This is a genomic window from Bradyrhizobium uaiense (assembly GCF_010811875.1).
Classification (GTDB): Bacteria; Pseudomonadota; Alphaproteobacteria; order Rhizobiales; family Xanthobacteraceae; genus Bradyrhizobium; species Bradyrhizobium uaiense.
Genome location: NZ_VKHP01000125.1, coordinates 1 through 26,770, shown reverse-complemented (window position 1 = coordinate 26,770; position 26,770 = coordinate 1). Strand labels below are relative to the sequence as shown.

Below are 26,770 nucleotides of genomic sequence, written 5' to 3'. Positions count from 1 at the left end.
TCGCGAGCAGCGACGACTATTCATTCGTCATCAGCAACGAGAGCCAGACCGGACCTGGCTTGCATGGAGAGCCGGGTTTTGTTGCATCATATCGCCCCGACTTCCTGAATATGCCTGCGGCTCAAGTATCGGGATCGCCCTTCAGCACGTTCGCTGAAGCCGAGCGGGCCTGCAATGCGTTCCTCGGTCGCCTCATCATCAAGGGATGATCTATCCACCGTAGAATCACGGGTTGCTGAGGCGATGGTGCCCACTAAGGCCGAGAGAGGCAAAACTGACGCCAAAGCAGATCCGCACATAGCGGATCCTGCTTCGCGAGGTGCTTCCGACGGCCGAGAGCAAAGCAAACCGACTGATGCCGCCAGCCGCCGACCACGCCGATCTCAAGGGCTCTCAGCTCCTCTTCGCTCCATTTCAGGCTGCCTTGACCGACACCGACACAGCATGCCGCGAAGACAGGATCGCCCGGCACAATCAAGATTTGGGCAAGCTTGGTCACCTCCAATGGAAACTCGGCAGCTGCGGTATCCAGAACCACCTGCCGCACCCGGGGATCAGCGCTCAGAGAGATCGCCCGGCGATTGACCATCACGACTTCGGCGCATGACGGCTCCGCAGCCAGCGGTGCACCACCGCGGCGCCCACCTGCCCCGTGCCGCCAAGACACGAAATGCCGAATTCCAGACACTGGCCGCCGAACTGCAGCCACTTATCGACAAGGTCTGGCGGCACTGTGAAGACAAGGCAGGGCGCGGCCGAACGGTAACCCTCAAGGTCAAGTTCAACGATTTCGAAATCATCACGCGCAGCAGGTCGGTACCTGCTGCGGTTTCAAGCCGCGCAGAACTCGACCGACTGTCGATCGCGCTGCTTCAAAACGAGATGCCCTTTTCCAGGTCAGTCCGGCTGCTGGGGGTTTCGCTTTCGTCCTTACAGAGCGACGATACGGCGCCGCAACTTGACCTGCCGATCTGAAGGTCGCGGCTGACACAAGGACGTCGCCAATTCCGACCGATACGTCCCTATCGCCACGCTGCGGAAATCCGGATTGCCGAAGCGGCGCTATCGCAATGGCTGCAACAAGTTCGGCAGGGGCGCCGAGGATCGGCCGGCCGGCAACACCTCCGATCGGGGCAGCGGCACGCATGAAGAAGACGGTGCTGGCCGAGTTTTGATTGATGCATTGAGGGTCTCGATCAGACGTCATTTGCCCGTATCGACGGCCCAGTACCGCATGCCACCTTCCGCGCCGAGCCGGCGCGATGAGCGCGCCAAGCACTCATCTCGCCGCGCGTCATTTCACGAGCGCATCATACGCTCGAGACCGGAGCAGCCTTCATCGCCGGCTCCGATTCCGCATCGGCCTTGAAGCCCTTCGCGGACAAATCCCGACCGAGCGTCTCAGGAAGCAGAAGAGAGGCCAGAACGAAGGTAGCTGCGGCGGGAAGAGCCACGGCGACCATGCCGTTCAGCAGGCTTCCGCCGAAATGAGCGGCCGCAAGGGGCACGATAACCGGCGCGATGCTACCAAGGCCACGACCCCCCATATAAAATGTGGACACCGCCGTCGCGCGTAGATTGACCGGATAGAGCTCCGAGATCCAGACGCCCGTCACGCCGAGCGCGACATTGCCAATCCCGAAACCGATATAGAGCCAGAACATCGGCCACTCGGTCTTCGAGCCGGCATAGAGCTGACCTCCCCATACCGCCATGCCAACCAGGGATCCGATCCAGAATAATGCCGGCACGAGAGCACCGAACCGGCGGCCGGCCCTGTCGTTGAAAAAGCCGTTGGCGAGATAGCAGATGCCGCTGACCACGGAAAGAAGAACGGCCGTGGAGCGAACGACGTCGCCCGGCGTGTGCATGTCCCGGAGCAACAGCGTCGGAATGAAGGAGACGACGCTGTAGTAGCAAAGCATGTAGCTCATCAGCCACACGCAGGCAGTGACGGTCTGCCGGGCCAGCCTGTTGCGGAACAGATCTGCCAGGGGAAGAGTGCGGGCCGCCTCTGCAGCCTGACCGGCCTTGCGTTGGGCCTCGTACTCCAGCCAGATTTTCGATTCAGGCATGAAGAAGCGGATGAAAATGATCAGCAGGATCGGCACTCCGCCGCTCAACAGGCCGATGCGCCAGCTCCACTCGTCGCTGAACGTCGCGATGAGCCAGATTCCGACGATCGACGCCGTGGACGATGCGATCACGGCGCAGCCCTGAAGCGCAGCCGCGCCCAGGCCGCGGCTGCCTTTCTTCCAGGCCTCGTTGAAGAGCACCATGCCAACGCCGTACTCGCCGCCAAGACCGATGCCGGTGATGAACCGCAGCACCGCAAGCGACCAATAATTCCATGCGAACGCGGAAATAATGGCCGCGACCGAGAACAGCGCGATCGTGAGCTGAAGCGAGGTCTTTCGGCCAAGGCGATCACCGATGACGCCGAACAGGGCCCCGCCGATCGCCGATCCGAAGAGTGTCAGGGCCTGCAGAGAGCCGATTTCGGTCAACGATAGCGACATCGACCGCTGGATCGCGGGCAGGAGAAACGGAAAGATCAGGACATCGTAGAAGTCGAGAATGTATCCCAGCATCGCCGAGATCATGATCGAATAGCGTTGCCTGGCCGTGTATTCTTCCACGCCTGAGACGGTTTTAGACATGCAATGCGTTTCCCGTTGAAAGAGCTGAACAGTGGATGATCGTCGCCGAAGCGCTTTCCGCGTCATTGGGAGCCGCAACTGCGGCTCCGGGCCCCGGTTCGATGACCGGGCCTAGCGGTCGGGCGCCCTCAACTCCGGGTAGGCAAACTCGCCCTTGTCGAGGATGTGGACATCGTCGAGCCAGAGACTGCAGCCGCGAAGCGGGATATCGAGATGACACGGCGTGTCGTTCGTGCCGCCAAGCTCGGTATTCGGTCCCGTCGAGAACAGAACGTTTCCATAAAAGGAAAGCGCGTTCATGATGTGCTCCGACGCGAGCTGCTGAGATGCAGCTATATGGTGCCAGTCGGCGCGCTCATTCGATCCCCAACCGATATGCGAGATTGCCCAACCCCGCGGATCGCCGAAACTGTCGATATAGTTCCTGATGAGTGTCGCGTCGGTGCCCTCGCCCTTGAGGTCGACGATGTAGCCATCCTTGATGGTGAGCGTGACCGGAGACTGGATGTAGCGCTTGAATGCGCAGAGAATATCGCCCGGCATCAGAACGACAGTTCCGTTCACATCCCCATCCGTGGCTTGCGTGAAAGCGAATCCTGACGGGAAATGATCCCAGCGGCCGGGTTCATCCGTGTATCCGTACTCGGAAATGACCGGATACTGCTTTAGGCCGTAGGTCACATCCGTTCCGCCCGGCGACGTGATGCGCATGGTTCTGGCTGACTGCAGGAGCGTTCGTGAGAGCTCGGTCCGCCGGCGGAGATCCTCAGTCGGGAACATCTTTTTGAGAATGTGGAACGGCTCCATTACGCGCAGAACGCGCGTGCCCGCCCCCTGAATTTCGAGTTGCTCGCGCGAGAACAGCAGGCCCAGAAGATCAATCACCATATCCACGCGCTTGAGCGTGTCGATCGCCGGCTGGTTGCCGCTCAGCGCGTGCCTGCCCTGCTGGCCCGCAAGCTTGCTCTGGCCGTACTTTGGAACATTGAGGTGGAAGGTTGTCGCGCCAAGGCTCCGCGCGGCCAGCATGAACGTCTGGGCATACTCCGACTGATCCTCGCCGCCGCTCAGGACAGCCACAACCTCGCCTTCCCTCACCTTGCAGAGTGCAAGTTCGGCCTTGAACAGTTCGAGCATTTCAACATCGATGCGTTGCCGGGTCATCTTCAGTCATCTCCTTTGCCAGGCATGTATTCGCAGCGCTCCGACCGGTCTTTCGAGGGGTCAGGCGAGGACGTCACTGACGATCGAAAGGAAGCCTTCCGTGTCGTCGATGTGCATTTGGTGACCTGCGCTCTCCAGTCGCTTGATCTCGATGGACGGCAATAATCTTTGAATCTCTCTCTCATCTTCGGGACGGATGACGTCGCCTTTGCCTGCAACGAGCAGCCAAGTGCGGACGCTGAGGTTGGCGAGATCATTGTGAATGTCATCGTGATGAAAGCCCTTGTGACTTTCGATCAGGGCGCGCTCATCGCAGGTGTGCATCCACTCGGCCCGGGCACGAATGTGCTTTTCGGGCCAGCGCGGCGCGGACGGGCTTCGCAGCGCCGCGTCCGCCTCTCCAAGGCTTGCGCTATGAAGCAGCTTGAGAAGAGGCCCGATCGGACTTGGGTAGGCGCGACGTCCGGGGCCGGAGACCGGTGGATCGACCAGGATCAACTGTCTTATGGACGATGGCCGCCAGCGCGCGGCACGAATTCCGATCCGGGCGCCCATGGAGTGGCCGAGCAGGGTATACGCGCCTATTTCCAGCGCCTCGGCGAACGAGACCAGATCGGAAGCGCAGGCATCCAGCGAATAATTGAGATGCGGTCCGCTTTCGGAAAGGCCGCGCCCCCGGACGTCGAGTACATAGACGTCATGTCCGATGCACAAACGTTCCGCGATGAACGCCCATTGTGCCGCGGCCGTCGAGATGCCCGGGACGATGATGATGGCAGGACCGGCTCCGCCGAAGCGCAGGTAATGCTGGCGGATGCCGTTTGCGCGCACGTGAGCGCCGTAGAGCAGACCGGGGACCAGGGGGACACTCATGCCGGGCGATCCTGCGTACGATCAGCCGGCAGCGCATGAAGCCGCTCGATGACTTCCGAGGTGGGCATCACATCTGCGTACTTGCTGGCTATATCGAAGAGGTTGACGGCGTGCGAGGTCGGCGAACGATCGTAGACGGCATCGCTCGGCACGATCGATTTGAAATTCAGCGCGCAGGCATCGACGACCGATCCCCGGACGCAGCCGCTGGTCGTGCAGCCGGTCACCACCAGTGAATCGATCCCGGCCCCGACGAGATACGTCGTGAGCGGGGTGCCGAAGAATGCGCTTGCCTGCGTCTTTGGCAGCAGCAGTTCTCCCGGCTCTGGAGCCACCTCGCGAACAAAGTCGTAGCCCTCGGGCGGAATCTGCATGATGCCCGGGATTTTTGCCGCGAATGCCCCCTGGTCATGGCTGACCTTGCAGGCGACATGCGGAAATATCACCGGCCATCTTCTGCCGCGAAACAACCGTATCAGATCGGAAATCTGCGCTATGGCCTGCCAACCAGCCTCACCGCAGCTGGTTGAATATTGCTTGATCGCCTCGCGGATCGGCATCGGCCGGTCACCGACCGAGCGGTACTGCACGTCAATCACCAGCAGCGCGGGCCGCTTGCCGAATCCAGCCGCGCCACCTAATCCTGCGATTGCATAGGTCTCGCGCTCTTCGAGCGGTATCACCCTGTCCCAGGGCTGCTCTTTGCCGATCATCCTTGTGCACCGGTGCTCGTGGGGAGAAATGTCAATGAAGAGGAACGGCGGTCGCGTCGTACTGGTAGATCCAGTCGTAACGAGCGGCGGTCGCTTCCGGCGCCCATTGCGTCCTGATGTAGTCTCCCGCCGTTTCGGCCCTGGAGAGCGCCGAGTTATGAAAGATCGGCAGCATCCCGGCCGCGGAGTTCACAACCCTGGTTGTGCGATCCAGGCGCAGGCTCTGATATGTCTGGAAAGCTCTCGCTGGATCGTCGGGGTGCTGCTCGAGGCACCGGGCGAGAACGGAGGCGTCTTCCAACGCCATGTTCACTCCCTGACCGAGATATGGCAGCATGGAGTGGCACGCATCTCCAAGAAGCGTGACCCGTCCTTGCGACCAATCAGCCAGCGTGGGCCGCACGAACAGGCCCCACTTGTGAAGGCTTTCGACATTGCTGACGAGCGCGATGATGTCGGGATGCCAGCCCATGAAGTCCTTCAGGCACTCCTCGACAGACCCCTTCTCCGACCAGGATTCCAGCAGCCAGTCGTTGCGATCGACCTGCCCCGAGAACGTCATCAATTCCGTGTCCTGCCAGCGGACCGGATATGCCGTGACATGCGCGGTCGGCCCGATCCATGTCGACACCACGGGCTCCCGTTGATACGGCTCGAGGCGGTCGACCGGCACAAGACCACGCCAGGCGATTGCGTTGGTGTACTGGCTTTCGATTTGGCCGATCAGCCCGGTTCGGACCTTCGAATGCGAACCGTCGGCGCCGATCAGCGCCCGACCTTCGATCTCGCGGCCGTCCGCGAGCCGGACCCGAATTTCGTCCCGGCTCTGGCTGAATCCGACAACATGGGCGTTCAGATGGATGGCGTCCGCCTTCGCTCGCCGTACGCCGTCGACAAGGATCTTCAACAGGTGCGCGCGCAGCAGAAGATAGGGTTGGTTGCGAGCTGCGTCGGTGCTCCGGTCATACAGGGACCACGTTTCACCGGTGTTCCATAGCCGGATGGAACGTCGCTCGGCCGCGATGCAATTCTGTTCGACTTGGTCGGCGAGGCCGAGATCGCGAAGAACACGAACACCGTTCATGGAGACCCAAAGGCCGGCGCCAACTTCACGCAACTCGGACGCCTGCTCGAAAACGTCGCAATCGATGCCGCGTCGGAGCAGCGATAGCGCCATCGCCAAACCGCCGATGCCGGCGCCCGCGATCAAGACGCTCGTTTTTTTGACCTGATCAATACTCATGATACCTCCAGAAAGTAGCTGCGCCGTCTTGCGCGGTTTCAAGCGGCATCCTGCCGGCCCGCAAGGCTCTTCACGGCTTCGAAAATCTTGGTGTAACCGGTGCAGCGGCAAAGATTGCCGTCGAGATAGTGCCGGATTTCCGCGTCTGTCGGGTGTGGCGTGGTCTTCAAGAGCGCCGTGACCGCCATGATGAACCCGGGCGTGCAGAAGCCGCACTGCAGGCCGCCATGAAGCACGAACGCCTGCTGGATCGGGGATAGCCCGTCCGGCGGCGTGACACCCTCGATTGTAGTGACGTCGAGCCGGTCCACATCGACCGCGAGCGTTGTGCAGCTCGAGATCGGCTCACCGTCGAGAAGGACTGTGCAAGCGCCGCACACTTCCATGTCGCAGGAACGTTTCGTTCCCTTCAAGTCCAAACGATCTCGGATGAGGTCGATCAGGAGCATATGGGCCGGGACGTCGACGGCGATCGTCTTGCCGTTCAACGAGAAGGAGATCGCCAATACCTGTGTCATTTCAGCCAGCTCCCGCCGGCGGTGACAGCCTCATCGGCGCTACGCAGAAGAAGCACGCCTGCAAGATGACGCTTGTAATCAGCCCCGCCATGCCGATCGGCGTTGACTTCAAGCTGATCCAACGCTGCGGGAAGAGCAGTCTCAATCGCCTGACGGGCCTCTGCTACCGCTACGTTTCGGAGGGCACCTTCGACGACCGGCAAAGGCTGTGGCCGCAAACCAAGCGCACCGACCCGCACACGGGCGCTCCTGATCGTGTTCCCGTCGGCGTTCAGCGACCAGGTCATCGCAACGTTCACGGAAGGCCTCTCACCATGCTTGAACCGGCGATAAGTTACCGGTCCTGCTGGCCGCGGGAACACGATCACTCTCAGCAGCTCGTCAGGTTCGCGTACCGTTTCCATTTCGCTTCGGATGAAATCATCAGCGTGAACTTCACGCGTGCCCCGGGATCCCACGAGCACCAGCCGTGCGTTGAGGGCGGCGAGCATCGTCGGCGGATCGGCGTGAGGCTCTCCGAAGCAGAGATTGCCGCCGATTGTTCCAACGTTCCGGACCCTGATGTTTGCCACCTCGGCGCAGAGCGATGCGAGCGCCGGCACGTGCTCGCGGATGACGGGATCGCCGCTGATCTTCCTGTGCGTGCAGCGCGCGCCGATCTCGATCTCGTTCATGCCGTTGACGGCAATGCAATCGAGCCCAGGGATACCCTTGATGTCGATGAGGCGATCTGCACGGATGACGCGCATTTTCAGCGCGAGCAGCAATTCGGTTCCGCCAGCATAGAACATGCCATCGCCGGACTCGCCGACGGCACGCACGGCGTCGGCAATTGTCGAAGGCCGCTCGAATTGGAAGGGTGACGGCAGCATGATCAGGTCGCGCCCAGCATTTCTTTGAGCCGCTTCTCGAACTCTTCGAAGTTCTGATCGACCCGGCGCTTGATGATGCCGAACCCCATGGTCGCAAGCCGGCCCTGCACGTCGACTTTCGCGTCCACGGCAAATGTGGACCCAGAACCGGCTTGCGTGACGGTCACGTCGAGGACAACGGCCAGCCGCGTTCCTGTGATCTTGTCGCGGCCCGTAGCGCGGGTGCGCACGTGAGACGGCTCGGTGATCGATTCAACGATGATGTCAGCGGGCACTTCGAGCTTGAAAGGACCGATCTTCTGTTTGACGGTTGCTTTGTAGGCCGCAAGCCGCTGGATTTCCTCAACGCTTTCGCACCCGGGAATGCAGCTCGATATGCGTGGAACGTCGAGCAGCGTGCTCCATAGCTGCGCCGGGGTCGCCGGCACCGCCATTGACATGTTGAATTCCATGTTCAGTTCCTCTTCTGGAGTGCGCGCCACACTTTTTCGGGTGTCATTGGCAGATCGGTGATTCGGATGCCGTAGGCGGCGAACAGCGCGTTGGCGATCGCCGGTGCGACCGGCAGGATCGCTCCCTCGCCCATTCCTTTGGCGCCGCCAGGCCCGGGGCCGTCGCCGTTTTCGACAAGTATCGTGTCGAACGAGGGCGGCACGTCGGTGATCCGCGGTATCGAATAATCGATCGGCGTCGCGTTGACGGGTTGCCCGTCCTCGAACTCGAGCGCCTCGTGAAGCGCGTGACCGAGCCCCATGACAGCAGCGCCCTCATCCTGACCTTCCGCAGCGACGCGATTGATCACACGACCGACGTCGGCGGCGCTGGCGTACCGAGGCACACGGATCTCGCCGGTTTCCTCATCGACCACGATCTCTGCGAGAGCCGCGGATGTCTCCCAGAACAGAGGTGACTCCGCCAGGGAGCCTTTCTTCGAACGCGGCGTGATGGCGCCGCGGCCGACGACTTCTCCCGAATCGACACCCAGGCTGCGGTGAAATATCTGATGGAAAGTGAGAACGTCTGGACCGGTCGAGACGCCTCCCTCGACGAGTGACAGGCCGTCGCGGGGAAGTTCCCAGACCTCGGCAACCATGTCGAGAATCTGATCGGCTGCGTCGAGAGCGGCGCTCTCGACAGAGAGGCCGACGACAACGGTCGAGCGGCTCGCGCCGGTACCCCAGTCGTAAGGGGCGACCGCTGTATCCGAGCGCAGGACGGTGACCGCAGACACCTTCTGCTTCAATGTCTGCGCCGCGATTTGGGCCATCGTCGCGTGCGCACCCTGACCAACCTCGATGCTGGAGACCGAAACGAGAATCGACCCATCGATCTTGAGACGCACGATCGCGTTGCTGATCGGCGTATTCGCCGGATCGGTTGCGGCAAGCGCCAATCCATGCGCCTTGCGGTTGGAGGGTTGCGCGTCCGGCGCGAACGACCGCGTCACCCGGCCGATCAACTCGCTCATGTCCATGTCGAGCGCGCGCAGGTCGGGGCGGATGCGCTCGCCACGGGAGGCCAGATTCAGCATGCGAAACTCGGTCGGGTCCATGCCGATTGCCGCAGCCACATTGTCCATGTGCGATTCCTTGGCCCAAACCGCCTGCGGGCCACCGATTGAGCGGAATGCCGCGCCAGGGATGGTGTTCGTGTAAACCGCACATGCTTCGAGCCGCATGTTCGGCACCACGTATGGCCCCATGATGCGATTCGCCGATTTCGTGGCGACTGCTGAGCCCGTATCTGAATACGCTCCGCCGTCGAGCAGAAGCCTCGCGCTCTTCGCGAGGATCCGTCCGTTGGCATCGACCGCGGTTCGAATCGTGATGTCAGCGCCGAGCCTTCGGCAGGTGAGCATCGATTCGGCCATGGATTGAGCCACACGAACCGGGCGCCGCACCTTCCAGGACGCGGCGGCGACCAAGGGTTCGATCTTGACGGATGCCTTGCCGCCAAATCCCCCGCCAACGAACGGGACGATCACGCGGACCTTGGCCAGCGCCAGCCCAAACAGCCTGGACAGGACCTTCTGAACCGCGGTCGGCGTCTGCGCACCTGCCCAGACCGTCAGGGAGTCTCCCTGGAAGTCGGCGATGACCGCATGCGGCTCCATCGCGAAATGCGAGATCGCCGGAAAAGTGAAGTGGTCTTCGTGAACGTACGCCGCGACCGCCTCCGCAGCGTCAACATCTCCGACGTCGTTCCTGTAAGTGTGAAAAATGTTGCTGCTCGGTGTCGGCCGGGCGCCGCCCTTGAAGTAGAAGTCTTCGAGGTTTTCGTGATGCTCATGGATGAGCGGCGCATCCGCCATCATCGCCTCACGGATGGTCGTTGCATGAGGGAGTTCGTCGTACGCGATGTCGACAAGCTCCGCGGCGACTTCGGCGATCTCGATGGTCTCAGCGATCACCACTGCGACCGGCTCGCCCACATACCGGACTCGGTCGATAGCCATGATCGGCCGGTCCTTGAGCACGACACCCCAGCAACCGAACGAGACGACATCCGCTCCGATTAACACGTCGACGACGCCGGGTACGGACCTGGCGACGCTCGCGTCAATCGACGAGATGCGCGCGTGAGTAGCCGGCGAACGAACCACAAAGCCGTGCAGCATCCCCGGGATCACGAGGTCGGTAACGTATTCTGCCCGCCCCGTAACCTTCTCGATGAGGTCGGGTCGTACGGCACTCATGCTGTCAGTCACCGACATGCTCGGATCCGGGGTGCGAGGTCGCCGCCGATGGTCAGGAAGCCTGCGCGGCTCCTCCCAGGGGGCAGTCCTCAACCCCTATCCCAATTATCACTCGTATGCAAGCTCTGCACTCGTATGCGAGTGATTTCTTCTGGCGCACCGGACGGATCGCGCTCGCGGTCAGACGGCATGGATTCTTGGAAGCAACGAATGTACACAAATGATCAACTCGGGACTTCCGAGGCCGAGCCATCCAGCTTTGTTCAAGCCGAGCCACGGCCAAGTGCCGCAAGAGGACGAAAATCGTGCAACCGAAAACCAAGACGACTCCGACGGAGAAGCCGAACGAGGCCGCACAGTCTTACAGGTTGGACGATGCACCAGGATTCCTGTTGCGCGTCGCGCTCCGTACCCACACATCGATCTTTGTCGCGAAAATGATCGAAGAACTGACCCCACCCCAATTCTCGACGCTGGCGAAACTGAGGGAAGTCGGATCATGTTCTCAAAATCACTTGGGACGACTGATCCACTATGATTCAGCAACGATCACTGGCGTCATCAATCGCCTCAAATCGCGCGGGCTGATCAAGAGCTCCAAGGATCCTTTGGATCCACGACGACGGCAGATCGAATTAACGGACAAAGGGAGGCGGACGGCGGACGCTGCGATCGAGACCATTGGCGGGATTTCCGGCGAGACATTCGCCCCCTTGACGAGGGAAGAATTTCGGACCCTGACCGAGATCCTCAAGAAAATCATACGCCGCTGAGCCCACAGCGCTGAACCGGCGGCCGACAAGCTGATCCCACACGCTTCAGCCGCCGCCGAGCAAAAAAATGGCCCGGCACGAGCCGGGCCAAGTCCAGGGAGGAAGCGAAGGATGTGGATCCTTCGCAAACGCCGAACGCGGATCTCGATCGAAGACAGCCCAACGAACGATCTCAGCGGCAGAACTATCCGGTATGCCGCCCGGCATTTTGTGCTGAAGAAGACCGAGTCGCGCTAATTTCCGGCATTTTCGCGTGACAAGGCCGGGATGAGCCATATCGGTCCGCGCCATGCTGGATGAACCGGAGGCCAGTCGGTCGATAGCCGACGACGACCCGATCACAACAATTGATTGAGCCCATCACCGGCCATCTTTCGAATGCCGGCTTCATCGCACGATCGATCGGCGCCGTTCCCTGAACGGCTATCCCGCGCGTCTGCGCAGGGTCCGGACAATTTTTGTCCTGAAGCGCGCGAGATCGAACAGCAATCTGGGGACTCTCCTGATCGCAATCGCTTTACCCACGATCGCGAGCCGCAGAACGCGGACCAATCTAGCCAGGCCCAATTCCATGAATGCTTGCCGGACATGTGGCTGGTCGGCGATCGAAAGCATACTGTCCGCTACAACGATGGACGATCTGAGCTCGGGTTTCTTCTGCAGAACAAAGTCACGGCATGCCGCCGCGAACTCCAGCTCCTGAGCGCTCAGGGATATGCTGAAGACAGTTCGATTATCCTCCGCCATATTCAATTGCCCCCGAACGATCGCCCGGCGCCGCCTTCGGTCTTTCGATGATACAGCCTGCGCGGCCTGGCTTTCGCCTTCCAATCGGCAACACGTCCGTGCCGGCTTTCCGCGAAACAGTTCCTTGCTAGCATCGGGGGTCGCGGCATTTTCTGGCGAAAACCCTTGCGGACAACCGTGAAAGCGCGATCGGCGGAGCCGATTGACGCGGGAACGCGGCATTTTCTACCGTCGGGGCGGTGCGCGGTCTGGCGCCGCGAGACGCGTCTTGTCCCCAGCAGCTTCCTGCGTTGAGCCTCCCGGCTGCTTTCCCCATCGCGGAGCCCGGCGATGAGCGGCCGTGACAGTCATCATCCGGGAAGGAACGAGGCTAACCCGCAGGATCAGATTCTTGCTTCCTCGCGTTACTTTTCGGTGACGAGCATTTCCCCGAGCGCTATCGTCACCCGGACTCCAGGCGCGCCCCTTATCTCCGCCTCCTGAATTGCGGGAGCCGTAGCCAATAACGAGCGAATTCGATGAGCATGTTATCCACGTCCGAAATGGATCCTGGTTTTGCCAGAATGAATTTGCCCGAGCTTCGGATCAACTACGATCCGATTGATCCGGATCAGTTCGATCGGCCGATCACCTCATTCTGCATCGAAACCGGTGAAGACAACGACGAGCTTCCGCTCCACTCACACAAGAAAGGGCAACTCGTAGTCGCTTCACATGGATCGGTGATGTGTCGTGCCCCCGGCGGACTATGGATCGTTCCGCCACAGGGAGCCGTGTGGATACCGGCCGGCGTCATGCACAGCAATTGCGTCTCGGACAATGGAAAGGTCTACGTCGTCTTCATCGATCCGCAGGCGAGTACACTTCCGAGCACATGCTGCACATTCACGATATCATCGCTCGTCCGTGAACTGATCCATCGGCTCTCCGTTTTTCCTCCCCTGTATCCGGTCGAGGGGCCGACCAGCCGGCTCGGACGCGTGCTGCTCGACGAATTGGTGCAGATGTCCACCGAACAGATGTACTTGCCCATCTCCACCGACAGCCGGCTTCAGCATCTCGCGGCATCGCTGCTCAATGACCCCGGCGATCGCAGCACGATCGACGAACTGGCGACCCGATATGCGATGAGTGTTCGGACCTTCGCCCGCCTGGTCTTGAAGGAAACCGGGATGACGTTCGGACGCTGGCGACAGCGCCTTCACATCCTCGTCGCGCTGCAGAGGCTGTCTGCGGGATCTTCCGTTCAGGCCGTCTCGCTCGATCTGGGCTATGAGACCCCCAGCGCCTTCATAACCATGTTCAAGAAGGCAATGGGCAAGAGCCCGCGCCGCTTTCTTGCCGAGCGATCCAGTTTCGTAGGCCGTGAGCCCTTGGCTTGAAGCCCTTCGCCCGGGAGCCCTGACCCCAACATCGCCCGCTGGGGCCGCAGCTCGCGGCGTCTCCTATCGCGAGTTGAATGGGACGAGAGGGTATTGGAGAGCAGCTTCGGCGACCGACTGCGGCGCCACCACGCGAGGCTTCCCGTTCTGCCCTTGAAGGATGGTCACGTCGCTGCCCATATTCTGGCCATTGGCGTCGAACTTGATCTTGCCGCTGGACATCAGGATAGGCGTCATGTCCGTTGCTTTAAGCGCGGCGTGGATCGCAGCGGACTCGGAAGAACCGGCGCGGCTTACGGCGTCCGCAACGATCTGAACAGCTTCGAAGGCACACCCTGAATTCCCGTCGACCCAGTCATTTGGATAATCGGACGCAAATCGCTTCAAGATCGCCGCGGCGTCGGGCGCCTTCGGATTGTACCACAGGGTCGAGAGTATCGCGCCGTCACCGTACTTCCCCAACGCGTCATAATACGCCTTGTCCTGCGCGCCATTCGAGTTGGGTGAGAAGATCATCTTGGGATTCCACCCCTGCTTGGTGCATTCCCGAATGATCATGATGGCATCGTTGACACGCGTCACGGAGACCAACGCGTCCGCGCCTGACGCTTTGGCTTTTGCAACCTCGACCGAGAGATCCTTGGCTCTTTCATCGTATGGAATATACTCGGCAATCCTGAGAGGCACTTCGACCTCCTTCCAGGCCTGATCGATGCTCGCCGCGGTCGACTGTCCCATCGTATTGTTGAGGTGCATGACGACGGCGCTTGTTGGAGCGTCCTTGATCGAGGACAGGAGTGACTTCAGCTCCATGAGGGACTTCCTGACGATTGTCAGGGACGTCGGGTAGTACCTGAACACCTCGGTGAATCCTTGAGAGGTCACTTGGGTCGCGCTCGCGATGTGAACGACCATAGGCACTTTTGCGGCCTCTGCGGCCTGAAGCGCGGAGATGGTCGCTCCGGAATCCCACGCGCCGATAAGTACCGTGCACCCCTGTCTGATCAGGTTCTCGGCGGCAATCCGTCCGTTTTCCGGCCTACTTTGTGTGTCCGCATGGATGATTTGCAGCTCTATACCGAACTTTTCCTTTGCGAACTTCGCACCGACATCGATGCCGCGTACGCAAGCCTGCCCCGGAAAAGCCAGGACGCCACTGCTCGGATTGATTGCGCCGACGCGGACCTTGGCCGGGGTGGCCGCTCTTGACTGCCACGATGCGAACCCGACGGCGGCGCCAATTCCGCTACCGATCAAGGACCGGCGGGTCAAACCGCTTTGGCTGTGCTTTCTCATGTAGTTCCCCCTTTGGTTGGCTGCAGGAATATCGATACGGTCTGACAGGCGCGCTCAACGAACAGTGAGGCACTATCGCGCCAGGACAAGCACTCGCGCTCGGCGCTTTACGAGATGCGCCGCCCGCGTGACTTGGCTCAGGGTCTGACTTCCGCCTTGACGAGGTTGTCTTCGCTCTCGTCATAAAGCGTATCGATCAACGACCGATACCTCTCCATGATCTGCTTGCGACGCTTCTTTCGAGTCGGCGTCATCATGCCGTTCTCGGGAGAAAGCTCTTCCGGCAATATCCGGAACGCCTTGATCTGCTCGGCCCTGGCGAGCCTGCCATTCGCCTTGCCGATCTCTGCTTCGATCATCCGCACCACGATTTCGGAGTTCGCCAGTTCCGAGTACCGGTCGATGCGAAGACCGTGCGATCTGGCCCAATCCGTCGTCGCGGTCGCGTTCACCTCGATCAGCGCGGTGAGGTACTTCTTTCCTTCTCCAAGCACAGCCGCCTCAGAGATAAACGGGCTGCGCCTGAGTTCGTTTTCGATCTGCGTCGGGCTGATTGATTTTCCATTGGAAGTGTTGATGATCTCCTTTTTTCGATCGACCAGCCTGAAGAGGCCCGTCGAATCGACATCCACGATGTCCCCGGTGTAGAGCCAGCCATCGCGCAGAGCGGATTTGGTCTCTTCCGGCTTATTCCAGTAACCGACAAAGAGTCCGGGTCCCCTGACAATCATTTCCCCGTCTTCGAGAACAGCGGTCTCCCAAGCCGGATCCCGCAGGGGTATGCCCACGGTGCCGGCTTCCGGCCATTCCGCCATCTGCACCAGATTGGCGCCGACCAGCTCCGTCTGTCCGTAACATTCCTTCAGCTGCAATCCCCATAGCTGCCACAGCGACATCAGCTCGGGAGGCATCGCCGCGGACGAAGTGTATGTAACCGTGAGTTCCTCGAACCCGACCTCGCCAAGCAGCGGACGGAAAACCTGTTGCTGGCACACGGCAAAGAGGCTGGAAATGAACGGATCCGGCACGCCTCCGGCCTGACGATCATCAAGGGCCTTGCGGGCGATGGTCATCGCGAGCTGATAGTTCTGCTTCTGCTTCTCGGACCCGGAGTGAACCTTGCTGAGGATCTGGGTGGCATACCGCTGGAAGAACCGCGGCGGAGCCATGAAGTAGGTCGGCTTCACTTCCTTGACCGTTTGAGCGAACTCTGCGCTGTTCTCGCCGAAATACGGCACCAGGCGGATGAGCAGAGGCAGTGTCGTTGCCTGTGCGCGTGCCACCGTGTGTGACATCGGCAGGTGCACGACGACACGGTGGACATCGGAGCGCAACTTCGACGTGAATAGGGTTACGCTGTGCGCGCCGGCGAGCAGCGACAGATGGGTCAGCATCGCTCCCTTCGGAAATCCCGTCGTTCCGGACGTGTACCCGATGCTGGTCAGGTCGCTCGCCTTTGCTTTCGCGACCTGCTCCTGCAGAAAGATGTCGGCGTCAACCGATGTTTCGCTCCAGAAATCATGAAGAGAGACGACGTTCGCCGGCCCGCCTGTCTTCTTCCACGCGGGATCGAGCACGATGATTTTTTTCAGCTGGTCCGCATGGCCCGATGCAAGGACGGTACCGAGCTGAAGTTCACTCCCGACGAACATGAACGACGTTCCGGAGTCGCCGAGATAATAGCCGACCTCCTCCGCCGATGAGGTGAAGTAGACGCCGACCATGATGCCGCCGGCACACATGATCGCCATGTCTGCAAGAAGCCATTCCTGGGACACATCCCCCATGATCGCCGCGCGATCGCCGCGTTCAAAGCCAGCCTTTTGCAGAGTGGCCGCCAACTTGGCCACCTCGTCCGAATACTGCTTCCAGGTCGTGGCGATCCACTCACCGCGACGTTTCTGCTTGAAAGCGATCTCGTCAGAAAGCTCCACCCTCCGCCGGCTCAGGAGTTGCGGAATGGTCACGTCGGCGAGTTGGGCGCCCGACGCAAAACTCTCGGCGCTCACCTCAACGCTCCGCGAAGCGCTTGCGCTTTTCAGCGAAGGCGGCAACGGCATCGCGCCGGTCGGGCGCGGCAAAGGTGATCGTCTCGAGGGCGGTCGAGGTGTCAAGGAGCAGATGCGCGTACTGCTTGATAATCTTGTTCACGCAATACTTGGTCCAGATGATTGATTCTCTTGGGCCGCTCGCGAGCATCTCTGCGTACTCGATTGCAGCATCCTTGACGTCCCTGTTCGAAATCACCTCGTTGATCATGCCGATGGACGCGGCCTTTTCCGCGGAGATGAAGTCACCGGTCATCAGGTAGTGCTTCGCACGGACCGGCCCCATCAACAGTGGCCACATCACCGCGCCGCCATCGCCCGCGACCACGCCTGCGGTAACATGCGTATCGGCAAACCTCGCGGCCGGACTCGCGAATATGACATCGCAGAACAAGGCGAGAGTTGCCCCGAGACCGACCGCGACGCCGTTGACCGCGGCGATGATCGGCGCCTCGACTTCCAGCATGTTCCGGATCAGATGGCGTCCGCCCCGGGTCGGCGACGGGATCGGACTCTTGTCGAGCGTTTTCTGATCGCCGCCCGAACAGAACCCCCGTCCAGCCCCCGTCAGAACGATCGCGCGCACCGCCTTGTCCTCGTCCAGCTCGACGAAGACCCGCTCGAGCTCGCTGTGCATATCCCAATTGATGGCATTGAGGATCTCCGGCCGGTTCATCGTGACGATGGCGACACCGCTCGGCCGCTTCTCGACGATCAGATATTTGTAGTTCTGCTTCGACATGGCTATCTTCCGTTGGTTCCGGTTGGCTTACTTTTGCGGTCGCATGGCGCGGATCTGTCCGAGAATATCTTCCGTAGGCCGGACGACATTGTTTCTGTCGTTGAAGTGGGGGATCACATAGCGGCCACACATGTCGATCGCTTCCATGATTTTCTCGTGATTGACGGAGTCGAGATGGAGAAGCACCTCGTCGACGCCCATCGCCTGAAACTTCTCGATCTGACGAATGACGGTGTCGGGGCTTCCGCAGACCGTTGTCGCCGAGTGGTTGAGCAAGTAGTCCCAGTCCTTTCCCGCGCGCTCCATGGCCGGCACGCTCTCGCTCATATACGCATAGTCGTCGGCGAGCTTCGCGAGACGTGGATAGGCGTCCGTTGAAATCCTCGCATAGTGCATGAGGGGCTCGGCGTAATCGTCCTTCGCTTTCTGATCGGTTGACCCGATGCCGAAGAAAAGCGGAATGCCGATGCGCGGCCGATCGAGCGGACCTTGTTCGTCACGCTTCCAGCCGCGACGGTAAGTGTTTAGAAGCTTTTCCTGGACCTCCCATCCCTGGTAGATGCAGTTGCTCATGACCGCGAGGCCTTCGGATCCGGCCCAGCTGTGGCTCCGCTCGCTGGTCGCAGCGATGCCGATCACCGGATGCGGCTTCTGCATCGGTTTGGGCACCAGCATCCGCGGCGGGATCTGGTAGTACTTGCCCTCGAAGGTGAAAATATCTTCGCGCATCGATTTCTTCAGAAGCGCGATACCTTCTTCCATCTGAGCAAGCGTTTCGCTCGGATCAACGTTGAAGGCGCGCATGGCGATGGTCGTGTTGGCCCGGCCGGCGTAGAATTCCATGCGGCCATGCGACAGGATGTCGGTTACTGCCAATCGCTCCGCCGATCGCAAGGCATGATTGATCTTCTGGGGCATCAGCGTCACCGCTGACCTCAGCTTCACGCGCGACGTGACGGCTGCAAGATACCCGTAGACGACCTCCGGCGCGGAGCTCGAGATACCGCTGAGTGCAACGTGTTGCTCGGAGAGCGCGACGCAGTCGAATCCGACCTTTTCCGCCAGACGCACCTCGTCCACGAGTTCATGGAGTCGGCGGGCATAGCTCTGCCCGACCTGGGTTTCTTGCTCCGACCAAAACCCGAACGTAAGTGCCATCTTCTGGATCCTCATGGAGTGTCAAGATGGCGAAGCATTTCATGGGCGCGGCAACATTTTTGTTCGAATGCGCCCCAAAGTTACATGACTTTCCAAATTTTGTGCTGTGAGCAGTCGACGCTTGGCCCTTTCGCAAACAACGCCGCTGAGCGTGGCTCGACAATCATTCTCGGCGTTCATCGGCGGAGGAGCACGAGAGATTCAGACAACGTTGCTTCGGCTTCCAAACGAGACGGCCAGAAGATCTGCTATCGCCTCGAGACATCGCTCGCCGATCCGGGCCGTCGAGCCGAACGGGTTGCCGATGATGCCGTTGGCGGTGACGGACTTGATGCCGTTTCTCCACATTGCCTGAAGCTGCTCCTCGGATAGCGCACCGAGATGCCCGACCTCGAACCGATCGAGCCGAACGCTGTCGGGGCGGAGCAACATCATGAGCGACGTCTCCGCGATATCGGCATGTCCTCCAACCGCATTCGGGTCACCACCCGCTTGCTCGACGGCGCTTCGCCATCTCTCGATCCAGGCGACTGCATCGCAGTACGCGTCGATCTCGACGTCTGCCGGAACGGCACGTCTCAGCCGGGGAAGCATGTCCCGGAGCGCGGGAAAATTCCCGATGTGCCCCGAGAACAGCAGAATGCGCCTGAAGCCGTGCCTCGCAAGACTTGTGCAATAATCCAGACAGATCGACTCGAACGTCTCCGGGCGAATGGAGATCGTCCCCGGGAAGACCAAATGATGGGCTGAACAGCCGACCTTGATGGTGGGCGCGATCAGGGCGCGTCCCAGATGCCGCGCCAGCCTCGCCGCGATGGCGTCTGCATGATCCGCATCCATGCAGAGCGGAAGGTGCGGTCCATGTTGCTCCACAGCTCCGCAGGGTATCAGGACGGTCGATGCCCCCGCTGCAAGGGCAGCCGATACCTGTTCGAAGCTCATCAGTTCAAGGCGGAGCTCGTCAGGCAATGCCGGTGCGGTCATTCACGCTTTCCTTGGCTGTTTCGACAGGAAGCGCGAACGCGCCTGTGCCGAACTATCGTCTACCAGATAGGCCGCGAGATCCTCGATCGTCACCGCTTCGAGCGCAGCATCGTCCATTTGGCCCGTCAGGTTCAGCGAACGCTTGATCGCCGCAAAAAGCTTGCGCTCCTTTCCACGAAGATACCTGCATACCTCCGCGGCCCTCACCATCACTTCCGCGGTGCTTGCGATCTCGTTGATCGCCCCAATTTGGCGTGCCCTTTGGGCGTCGGTCAAGTCGCCCCAGTAGAGCAATGCCTGCGCCTCACGAAGCCCAAGCTTCTGCACTGCCTTCCGGATTCCTTTGGCTGCAGGCAACAGGCCGTGGTTGATTTCCGGGAACCCGACCTTGCATTCATGGTTCGCTACGACGTAGTCGGCGTGAAGAAGAAACTCTAAGGCCCCGCCGACGGCGTATCCACGCACGGCACACACGAAGGGCCCGGGGTATCTCTCCATCTCGCAAAGAAGCGCGTGGAAGCTCCTCATCCGAGGCCGTGATATTTCGATGCCGGCGACCTCCTTTATGTCTCCGCCCGCGCTGAAGAAGCGCTCGCCCTGGCCTGTCAGGACAATGCCCGGCGGCGACACCTCGCGAGATAATGCGCGAAACGTGTCCAGCAGCCGGCCAACAAGGGCGTTATTCAATGCGTTTGCCGGCGGCCTGTTCATGGTCATGGTGACCACATCGCGGTCGCGTTCGATCAGAATTGCGTCATCGGCTTCCATAGAAATAGCCTAAGCGAGGCCTTGTGGAATTGATTGCGGTACACCCTATCCCCGACGCCGTTGCTCGACACAAATGGTCGTGCCCGAGCTATTTCGCGGCATCTTCTGCCGCGATTGCTCGGCCGCCTTTTCGGATGACGGGCTAGTCCCGCCATTCAGGACCGTTACAATCCAAGATAAGCGCGCTGAATCTCGGGATTGGTCAGCAACTCGTCGCTGGATCCGTGGAGCACGATTGAGCCGTTCTCCAGAACATAGCCGCGATTGGCCAACGCAAGCGATTTCGCAACATTCTGCTCTACCAGCAGGACCGTGGCTCCCTGCTCGTGCAGGGACTTCACCACACCAAACATGACGTCCGTCAGGGCGGGCGACAGCCCGATGGAAGGCTCGTCAAACATGACGACCTCGGGCTTTGACATGATTGCACGGCCGATAGCCAGCATCTGCTGCTCGCCGCCCGATAGCGTACCGGCCAATTGCCCCCGGCGCTCACGAAGCTTCTCAAACAATTGATAAACGAAGTCGAGCGTTTCGGACTGCCCGGTCTTCGCGCGCTTCAGCGCCCCTCCGAGCAACAGGTTTTCTTCCACAGAAAGACTTCCGAAGATCTGTCGACCTTCCGCGACCTGGGCAATGCCGCGCTCGCAGATCTCCCATGGCGGCATCCCGGTGATATCAACACCGTTCATCTTGATGACACCGCTCGACGACCGAACGATGCCCGAGATTGATCTGATGAGTGAGGTCTTCCCTGCGCCGTTCGCGCCAACGACGCAGATCAATTCGCCTTTGTGGATCTGCAGGGAGACGCCGTTCAAAGCGCAGGATCCATCGTACGCGACACAAAGTCCATCGATCGCCAAAAGCGCACCACTAAGCATGGAAGCCTGCCCCCAGGTAGCTCTCGAGGACTTTCGGATCTGCAACCACCTCTTCGGGAGGTCCCTCTGCGATCTTGGCGCCGTGATGCAGCACCACCACATGCGAGGCAACTTCCATCACGATGCGCATGACGTGCTCGACAAGGAGGATCGTCAATCCACCTTCGGCAAGCTTCTGCAGTACGCCTACGATACCCGCAGCTTCGGTCGGTCGCAGACCCGCCATAACCTCGTCCAGCAACAGCAATTTGGGCCGGGTCGATAACGCCTTGGCCGTTTCCAGCATCTTCCGGTCCGGCAGCGTTAATTGATCCGTCCTCGCGTGGGCCTTGGCGGCCAGACCAACGCTTTCAAGAGACTCGTACGCCTTCGATCTGGCCTCGCTTACGTTTCTGGTCCAGCTGAAGGCTCCGATCATGGCATTCTCAAGCACCGACATCTCACGCATCGGCCGCACGATCTGAAATGTTCGCGCGATGCCCATCCTGCAAACAGTCTCGGGTGGCGAATTGTCGATCTGGCGGCCTTCGAACAGCACCCGGCCGCTGGTCGGCTTCAGGGCACCAGCGACCAGGTTGAAGCATGTCGTCTTTCCCGCTCCATTCGGTCCAATCAGCGCTGTGATCCGCCCCGCTCGAAGTGAGAAGCTTACATCCTTCACCGCGACCAGGCCTCCGAACGATCGGGACAGGTTCTCGACCTCGAGCAGGGTTGTCATTCTTCGACCTTTCGGGACTGCCACAGCCATGCCGTGGGTGGCCCCTGGATAGCTTTGCAAAGACGCACAATCGCCGGCCAGATGCCGTCTGGCAGGAACCAGATGACCGAGATCAGGACAACACCATAGGTAATATTGTTCAGCCCCGGGATCCGAAGACTGTCGCCGAGCGCGCTCATCAGGTGATTGAGCGGAATCGCGGCGAGCGACCCGACCAGCGGACCGAACGTAGTCCCCAGCCCCCCGACCACGGGCCCTATCAGGACGTCTACCGATAGCCCCATCCCCATGATCGAGTCCGGGAATATCGACCCTTGAACGAGCGCCAGAACGCCGCCGCCCGCGGCGGCCGTTGCAGCCGATAGCGAGATCACGAGAATCTTGTGCTGGAAGGTCCGGACGCCGAGCGCGCGTGCGGCCGATTCGTCGTCGCGCATCGCCCGCCATACGTATCCGAGATAGGATCGTGAAATAAATTCGGTTCCGATTATTCCCAACGCCGCCAGTGCAAGCGCGACAAAGTAGTAAAAGCGGGCATCGCCGCGAAGCATGGAGATCTCGATCCCGCCTGTTGGCGCAGCAAAGAACAATCCCTGCATTGCGCCCACGAACTCCCAGCCACTGAACATGATCCTGGCGAACTCGGCGGCAGCAATCGTGAGCAGCGCGAAATAGATACCGCGAACCTCGAACCGGAAGCTCAACCAAGCGATCGACGCGCCAACGGATCCCGCCAGGATCATTCCGGTCAAGAGCCCGACCCATGGCGAAATGCCGTACTTCACGTAGAGGACACCGACGGAATAGGCTCCCAGCCCGACAAAAAGGGCGTGACCGATCGATAGCTGCCCGCCGATTCCAAGCATCAAGTTCCAGGACTGTCCGAGGAAGGTGAACAACAATACGATCGTCATCAGCGAGATGACGTAGGGGTTTGCCAGCAACCCGACCAATCCCAGGACAGCGAAGACCGTTATCCCGGCAAGCCACCGTGTCCTTTCCAGCCCACGGTCAAATTTCTTTTGCACCAAAAAACCCCCTCGGACGGAAAACCAGGATGATGATCAGGAGCGCGTAAGGAAGCGCCGTCTTCATCGAAGGCGTGAACATCAACGCCGCGATTGCTTCGGCGACGCCGATCACCAGACCTCCGAGGAGAGCTCCGCCGAAGCTGCCGAGCCCGCCCACGATGACCGTCACGAAAGCAAGGAGAGTGAAATCGACGGCGAGATATGGTTGAGCGTCGAACAGGGGAGATATCAGGGCGCCGGCGACCCCTGCGCAAGCTGCGCCGATGCCAAAGGTAACCGCATAAACTCGTGGAATGTTCAGTCCAACGATGAGACCGCCCAAACGATTGTCCGCCGCCGCCCGCAGCGAGCGGCCGAACGGGGAGAACTTCAGATACGCTCCGAGCAGAGCTATAAGCAGCCCGGCGGTCGCTGCCGCCTGCACTCTCGCCAGGTCGAGCGTCACAAGGCCGAGAGATACGGTCTGGAAGGACAGCTGCGAGGCAGTTGGACGCGGATCCGGCCCGAACGCGACCAACAGGGTGCCGCTAAAGAGCAACGACAGGCCGATGAAAACAATGAACTGATAGTGATGCGGCCGGTTCACGAACCGCTTCACGATCAGCGCTTCCAGCAGATATCCGAAGGCGAACATCACGACCGCAGCGATAGCTGCCGCCACGATGATTGGCACGTTCCACAGCCGAACCGTCCAGTAGCCGATGTAGACACCGAACACGACCATCTCGCCGTGCGCAAAATTTACGACGCGCATGACGCCGAATATGATGGTCAGGCCCAACGCGACGAGGCCGTAAACGAGACCGAGCAGAATGCCGCTCGCAAGAACATTGAGCCAGAGCGAGAGCATCAGCAATCACTGACTGGCGCGAGCGAATGCCGGGTATTGGACACCGCAACACTCAGGCACGCCGCTAGCCGCGGCCGGCCGCGCTCGGGCGGGATCGAGACCACGCCGGCGTTGAATTCCCACCTGAGCTGGTCAGCGAACATGGTCCCCCGCATTGGTATTTCTCCTGCGTTTGTGACAGATATCCTCTTGGCCGCCAGACGCTATGACCTGAGCCTTTGCTTCGCATTCTCGGTCGGTGTCCGGGCGCTATTCTCACTGAGTGCGACACTCATTCGGCAGCCCATGCGCGGGACCTTCTAACGCTTCGGTACGGTGAACTCGCCGTTTACGTAGACAAGCGGCTCGCGATCGAGGTTGGTTGTTTGGGCAACAACTTCGCCGACGAAGATCGTATGGCTGCCGGCATCGTACGAACCGGAGACGCGACAGTCGAAGCTGCAAATTGCCTCGATGAGGCTCGGCGCGCCTGTCGTGAGTTGACGCCACAAACCGTCAGCAAAGCGTATGTCGCCCTTGCTTCCGTCCTGCCCGGCAAACTTCTTTGCGAGCTCAGCGTGATCCGCCGTGAGAATGTTCCAGCAAAATGATCCGCTCTGCTTGATTGTCTCGTGGCCACCGGCGGACTTGTTGACGCAAACGAGCACGCTCGATGGTTCAGTTGACAATGAGCACCCAGCCGTCAACGTCAAACCGTGCCTGCCCGGTCGCACACCCGTCGTCACGATAGATACCGCGCCGGGCACGTGGCGCATTGCGCTCCGGAATTCCGCACTGCTGAACACCGGGGATGGTTGGTTTGGCATCGGTGACACTCGGAAGTTCATGGTGATAGTTTCCCGCAAATGCTCGAACCGAGTTGTCCGGAGCCGGCTAGCCGCCCTGCTTGTTCGATACCTGAAAGAGCTGGATCGTGTTGTTTTGCGGATCCTTCAAGCAAGCCACACGGCCATGCGCCCCCATGTCCCGCACTTCGCCGAAAATCTCGGCTCCCAGGGCGCGGGCCCGATCGAGTGTCAGCTCCAGATCATCCACTTCAAATACGACGACCGCGTTCCGAGCCCCTTCGGAGGCCGACTCTCCGGGGCCTGCGATGCAGAAGGCGGCCTTCTCTCCGGCGAATTGAATCCATTTGGCGCCGTCGGCGAAGCGGATCGCCAGTCCAAGCGCTTCATAGAAGCGGGCTAACGCTTCAGGTTCCTGGGCGGTAAGATAGATGTGCTTGAGCTTCATCGCTTGCTTTCAATTCCGAGCGCATCATCAATCCGTGACCTCCGGCCACGCTTGTCTGATGATACTTGCGCCGCGCGGTCGGCATTAATGTTCGATGTTTTCACCCCGCGCATCGCCCATCAGCATATTATGCTGCAGGCTATCGGGGCCGGCTTATCTAACTTCCAGTGCATGCGACGACGAGAGACGATTCATGACGTCATTCGAAACCCTGCCGCCTTTCGGCAGAGCGTTCGGGCGCGTATCATCGCTTGCGCCGATTGCGATTCCTGGCGCTCTCCTTTGATCATCCATGTCAACCCGCCGCTGGTGAGCGCTTGCGCAGCTCGCGAGTTATCCGACGACCGAATTTTCCGCTATTAAACCCTGCCGGCGCATTCGCGCATCTGCGAACAAGCTCGATTCTTGAGCCGTCACATGTCGCATGAACAAGGCTTTCAGGATGCTCGCTCTCTCGTGTCGTGGAACTACGCTTCGCGTTGATGTGGCGCCGACTGAAAGCCAGATGCAGGCGCAAAATTGGTCAACCTTGATCCCCGCAGCCCGTTGCATATGGGGCGGTCGCCGTTTTACCGCTTTGGGTTAACCGACATCGCCTCGCGGTAGAATGCGAAGATCGCGATCCCTATTGTCAGGCGAACTCCAGGATCAGCGCATCGACCGCGAGCGTGGCGCCGGCGGCGGCGTGGATCTTCTTCACCGTGCCGTCACGCTCGGCGCGCAGCACGTTTTGCATCTTCATGGCTTCCACGACTGCCAAGGTCTCGCCGGCCTTGACCTCCTGGCCCTCGGTCACCGCGATCGACACCACGAGACCGGGCATCGGACACAGCAATTTCTTGCCGGTGTCGGCGGCCGAGACCACCGGCATCAGCTGCGCGGACGTCGCCTCGGTCTCGGTGAAGACATAGACCGGGACCTCAAAACCCTGATGCGCCAGGCGGAAGCCGTTGTTGATCGCCCGCACCTGCACGGCGACGAAGTTGCCGTCGATGGTGCCCTGCCAGACCGGCTCGCCCGGCACCCAGCTCGACACCAGATTGTGCGGATTGCCGGGCAGCCCGTCGGCGCCGATGAAGCGCACGGTGATGGCATCGCTCTCGCGCGCGACATCGAGCGCGATCTCGGCGCGCTCGAGCCACACCGCGCGGCGGCGCTCGCGCAGCACCACGCGGCCGCCCATCTGGCCCGAGATCTGCCGCTTGCGCTCGCCCAGCACGTGATCGATGGCAGCGCCCACTGCCGCGAGACGCCGCGCGATCTCGCCCTCGGGCGCGCGCGCCGAAAATCCCTTGGGGAATTCCTCGGCGATGAAGCCGGTCGAGAGCCGGCCCTCGCGCCAGCGTGGATGGTTCATCAACGCCGACAGGAACGGAATGTTGTGCCTGATGCCGTCGACATAGAAAGCGTCGAGCGCA

The 26,770-nt window shown here is 60.6% G+C and carries 27 protein-coding genes and 1 pseudogene; 4 read left to right on the top strand and 24 right to left on the bottom strand.

Going from position 1 to position 26,770, the window contains the following annotated elements; genetic code table 11:
* The coding region (locus FNJ47_RS26515; protein WP_163158421.1) for a hypothetical protein at positions 1-209 on the top strand (209 nt) is incomplete at its 5' end.
* Positions 210-253: 44 nt separating this feature from the next.
* Here the strand turns inward: FNJ47_RS26515 and FNJ47_RS26510 are convergent.
* Positions 254-589, bottom strand: a complete 336-nt coding sequence (locus FNJ47_RS26510; protein ID WP_163158419.1) for a hypothetical protein — start codon at positions 587-589, stop codon at positions 254-256.
* A gap of 86 nt (positions 590-675) precedes the next feature.
* Between FNJ47_RS26510 and FNJ47_RS26505 the strand changes: the two are divergent.
* Positions 676-975: pseudogene (locus FNJ47_RS26505) on the top strand (DinB/UmuC family translesion DNA polymerase); the annotation flags it as partial.
* 335 nt (positions 976-1,310) lie between these two features.
* Here the strand turns inward: FNJ47_RS26505 and FNJ47_RS26500 are convergent.
* The 9 genes from FNJ47_RS26500 to FNJ47_RS26460 all read right to left on the bottom strand — a co-directional run bounded on the left by FNJ47_RS26500 (position 1,311) and on the right by FNJ47_RS26460 (position 10,756).
* Positions 1,311-2,603: an MFS transporter gene (locus tag FNJ47_RS26500; RefSeq protein ID WP_163158415.1), complete on the bottom strand. Its 1,293-nt coding sequence runs from the start codon at positions 2,601-2,603 to the stop codon at positions 1,311-1,313.
* Positions 2,604-2,771: 168 nt separating this feature from the next.
* Positions 2,772-3,824: a 2,5-dihydroxypyridine 5,6-dioxygenase NicX family protein gene (locus tag FNJ47_RS26495; protein WP_163158413.1), complete on the bottom strand. Its 1,053-nt coding sequence runs from the start codon at positions 3,822-3,824 to the stop codon at positions 2,772-2,774.
* Between the two features lie 60 nt (positions 3,825-3,884).
* The gene (locus FNJ47_RS26490; protein WP_163158411.1) at positions 3,885-4,697 is read right to left on the bottom strand and encodes an alpha/beta fold hydrolase; all 813 of its coding nucleotides are present in this window, start codon (positions 4,695-4,697) and stop codon (positions 3,885-3,887) included.
* Positions 4,694-5,410, bottom strand: a complete 717-nt coding sequence (locus FNJ47_RS26485; protein WP_163158409.1) for an isochorismatase family protein — start codon at positions 5,408-5,410, stop codon at positions 4,694-4,696. Before FNJ47_RS26485 ends, FNJ47_RS26490 begins: the two co-directional genes overlap by 4 nt.
* A 31-nt stretch (positions 5,411-5,441) precedes the next feature.
* Positions 5,442-6,695 (bottom strand): FAD-dependent monooxygenase, encoded by a 1,254-nt coding sequence (locus FNJ47_RS26480; RefSeq protein ID WP_236000111.1) that lies wholly within the window; start codon positions 6,693-6,695, stop codon positions 5,442-5,444.
* A complete protein-coding gene (locus FNJ47_RS26475) occupies positions 6,692-7,171 on the bottom strand; it encodes a (2Fe-2S)-binding protein (protein WP_163158407.1) in 480 nt (159 codons plus the stop codon). Before FNJ47_RS26475 ends, FNJ47_RS26480 begins: the two co-directional genes overlap by 4 nt.
* Complete coding sequence (locus FNJ47_RS26470; protein WP_163158405.1) at positions 7,168-8,043, bottom strand: FAD binding domain-containing protein; 876 nt, start codon at positions 8,041-8,043, stop codon at positions 7,168-7,170. The genes FNJ47_RS26475 and FNJ47_RS26470 overlap by 4 nt, the downstream gene beginning before the upstream one ends.
* 2 nt (positions 8,044-8,045) lie before the next feature.
* Positions 8,046-8,495, bottom strand: a complete 450-nt coding sequence (locus tag FNJ47_RS26465; protein WP_163158403.1) for an SRPBCC family protein — start codon at positions 8,493-8,495, stop codon at positions 8,046-8,048.
* A 2-nt stretch (positions 8,496-8,497) separates the two neighbouring features.
* Positions 8,498-10,756, bottom strand: coding sequence for a xanthine dehydrogenase family protein molybdopterin-binding subunit (locus FNJ47_RS26460; RefSeq protein ID WP_163158400.1), 2,259 nt, complete (start codon positions 10,754-10,756; stop codon positions 8,498-8,500).
* A gap of 287 nt (positions 10,757-11,043) precedes the next feature.
* Between FNJ47_RS26460 and FNJ47_RS26455 the strand changes: the two genes are divergently transcribed.
* Positions 11,044-11,511, top strand: coding sequence for a MarR family winged helix-turn-helix transcriptional regulator (locus FNJ47_RS26455; protein ID WP_347341716.1), 468 nt, complete (start codon positions 11,044-11,046; stop codon positions 11,509-11,511).
* Between the two features lie 423 nt (positions 11,512-11,934).
* Here FNJ47_RS26455 and FNJ47_RS26450 read toward each other — a convergent pair whose 3' ends face one another.
* Positions 11,935-12,342, bottom strand: a complete 408-nt coding sequence (locus FNJ47_RS26450) for a hypothetical protein (protein WP_236000110.1) — start codon at positions 12,340-12,342, stop codon at positions 11,935-11,937.
* Between the two features lie 434 nt (positions 12,343-12,776).
* Between FNJ47_RS26450 and FNJ47_RS26445 the strand changes: the two genes are divergently transcribed.
* Complete coding sequence (locus FNJ47_RS26445; protein WP_225643874.1) at positions 12,777-13,640, top strand: AraC family transcriptional regulator; 864 nt, start codon at positions 12,777-12,779, stop codon at positions 13,638-13,640.
* A gap of 63 nt (positions 13,641-13,703) precedes the next feature.
* On the opposite strand, the gene FNJ47_RS26440 is transcribed toward FNJ47_RS26445, so the two are convergent.
* From FNJ47_RS26440 to FNJ47_RS26380, 13 genes are all read right to left on the bottom strand, one after another.
* Complete coding sequence (locus FNJ47_RS26440) at positions 13,704-14,936, bottom strand: ABC transporter substrate-binding protein (protein ID WP_163158398.1); 1,233 nt, start codon at positions 14,934-14,936, stop codon at positions 13,704-13,706.
* 137 nt (positions 14,937-15,073) lie between these two features.
* Complete coding sequence (locus tag FNJ47_RS26435) at positions 15,074-16,945, bottom strand: AMP-binding protein (RefSeq protein ID WP_163158396.1); 1,872 nt, start codon at positions 16,943-16,945, stop codon at positions 15,074-15,076.
* Position 16,946: 1 nt separating this feature from the next.
* Complete coding sequence (locus tag FNJ47_RS26430; RefSeq protein WP_050401602.1) at positions 16,947-17,726, bottom strand: enoyl-CoA hydratase/isomerase family protein; 780 nt, start codon at positions 17,724-17,726, stop codon at positions 16,947-16,949.
* Positions 17,727-17,753: 27 nt separating this feature from the next.
* A complete protein-coding gene (locus FNJ47_RS26425) occupies positions 17,754-18,884 on the bottom strand; it encodes an LLM class flavin-dependent oxidoreductase (RefSeq protein WP_163158394.1) in 1,131 nt (376 codons plus the stop codon).
* A 201-nt stretch (positions 18,885-19,085) separates the two neighbouring features.
* Positions 19,086-19,868: a creatininase family protein gene (locus FNJ47_RS26420; protein WP_163158392.1), complete on the bottom strand. Its 783-nt coding sequence runs from the start codon at positions 19,866-19,868 to the stop codon at positions 19,086-19,088.
* Positions 19,869-20,636, bottom strand: coding sequence for an enoyl-CoA hydratase/isomerase family protein (locus FNJ47_RS26415; RefSeq protein WP_163158390.1), 768 nt, complete (start codon positions 20,634-20,636; stop codon positions 19,869-19,871).
* 164 nt (positions 20,637-20,800) lie between these two features.
* Positions 20,801-21,457: an ABC transporter ATP-binding protein gene (locus FNJ47_RS26410; protein ID WP_236000109.1), complete on the bottom strand. Its 657-nt coding sequence runs from the start codon at positions 21,455-21,457 to the stop codon at positions 20,801-20,803.
* Between the two features lie 55 nt (positions 21,458-21,512).
* Positions 21,513-22,238: an ABC transporter ATP-binding protein gene (locus FNJ47_RS26405; RefSeq protein WP_163158386.1), complete on the bottom strand. Its 726-nt coding sequence runs from the start codon at positions 22,236-22,238 to the stop codon at positions 21,513-21,515.
* Complete coding sequence (locus FNJ47_RS26400; RefSeq protein ID WP_347341715.1) at positions 22,235-23,266, bottom strand: branched-chain amino acid ABC transporter permease; 1,032 nt, start codon at positions 23,264-23,266, stop codon at positions 22,235-22,237. The genes FNJ47_RS26405 and FNJ47_RS26400 overlap by 4 nt, the downstream gene beginning before the upstream one ends.
* The gene (locus FNJ47_RS26395) at positions 23,250-24,119 is read right to left on the bottom strand and encodes a branched-chain amino acid ABC transporter permease (protein ID WP_163158384.1); all 870 of its coding nucleotides are present in this window, start codon (positions 24,117-24,119) and stop codon (positions 23,250-23,252) included. Before FNJ47_RS26395 ends, FNJ47_RS26400 begins: the two co-directional genes overlap by 17 nt.
* Positions 24,120-24,418: 299 nt before the next feature.
* Complete coding sequence (locus tag FNJ47_RS26390) at positions 24,419-24,946, bottom strand: flavin reductase family protein (protein ID WP_236000108.1); 528 nt, start codon at positions 24,944-24,946, stop codon at positions 24,419-24,421.
* 46 nt (positions 24,947-24,992) lie between these two features.
* Positions 24,993-25,352, bottom strand: a complete 360-nt coding sequence (locus tag FNJ47_RS26385) for a VOC family protein (protein ID WP_163158382.1) — start codon at positions 25,350-25,352, stop codon at positions 24,993-24,995.
* Positions 25,353-25,983: 631 nt separating this feature from the next.
* Positions 25,984-26,770, bottom strand: a 787-nt coding sequence (locus FNJ47_RS26380) for a biotin/lipoyl-containing protein (RefSeq protein ID WP_163158380.1), incomplete at its 5' end; no start/stop codon positions are given.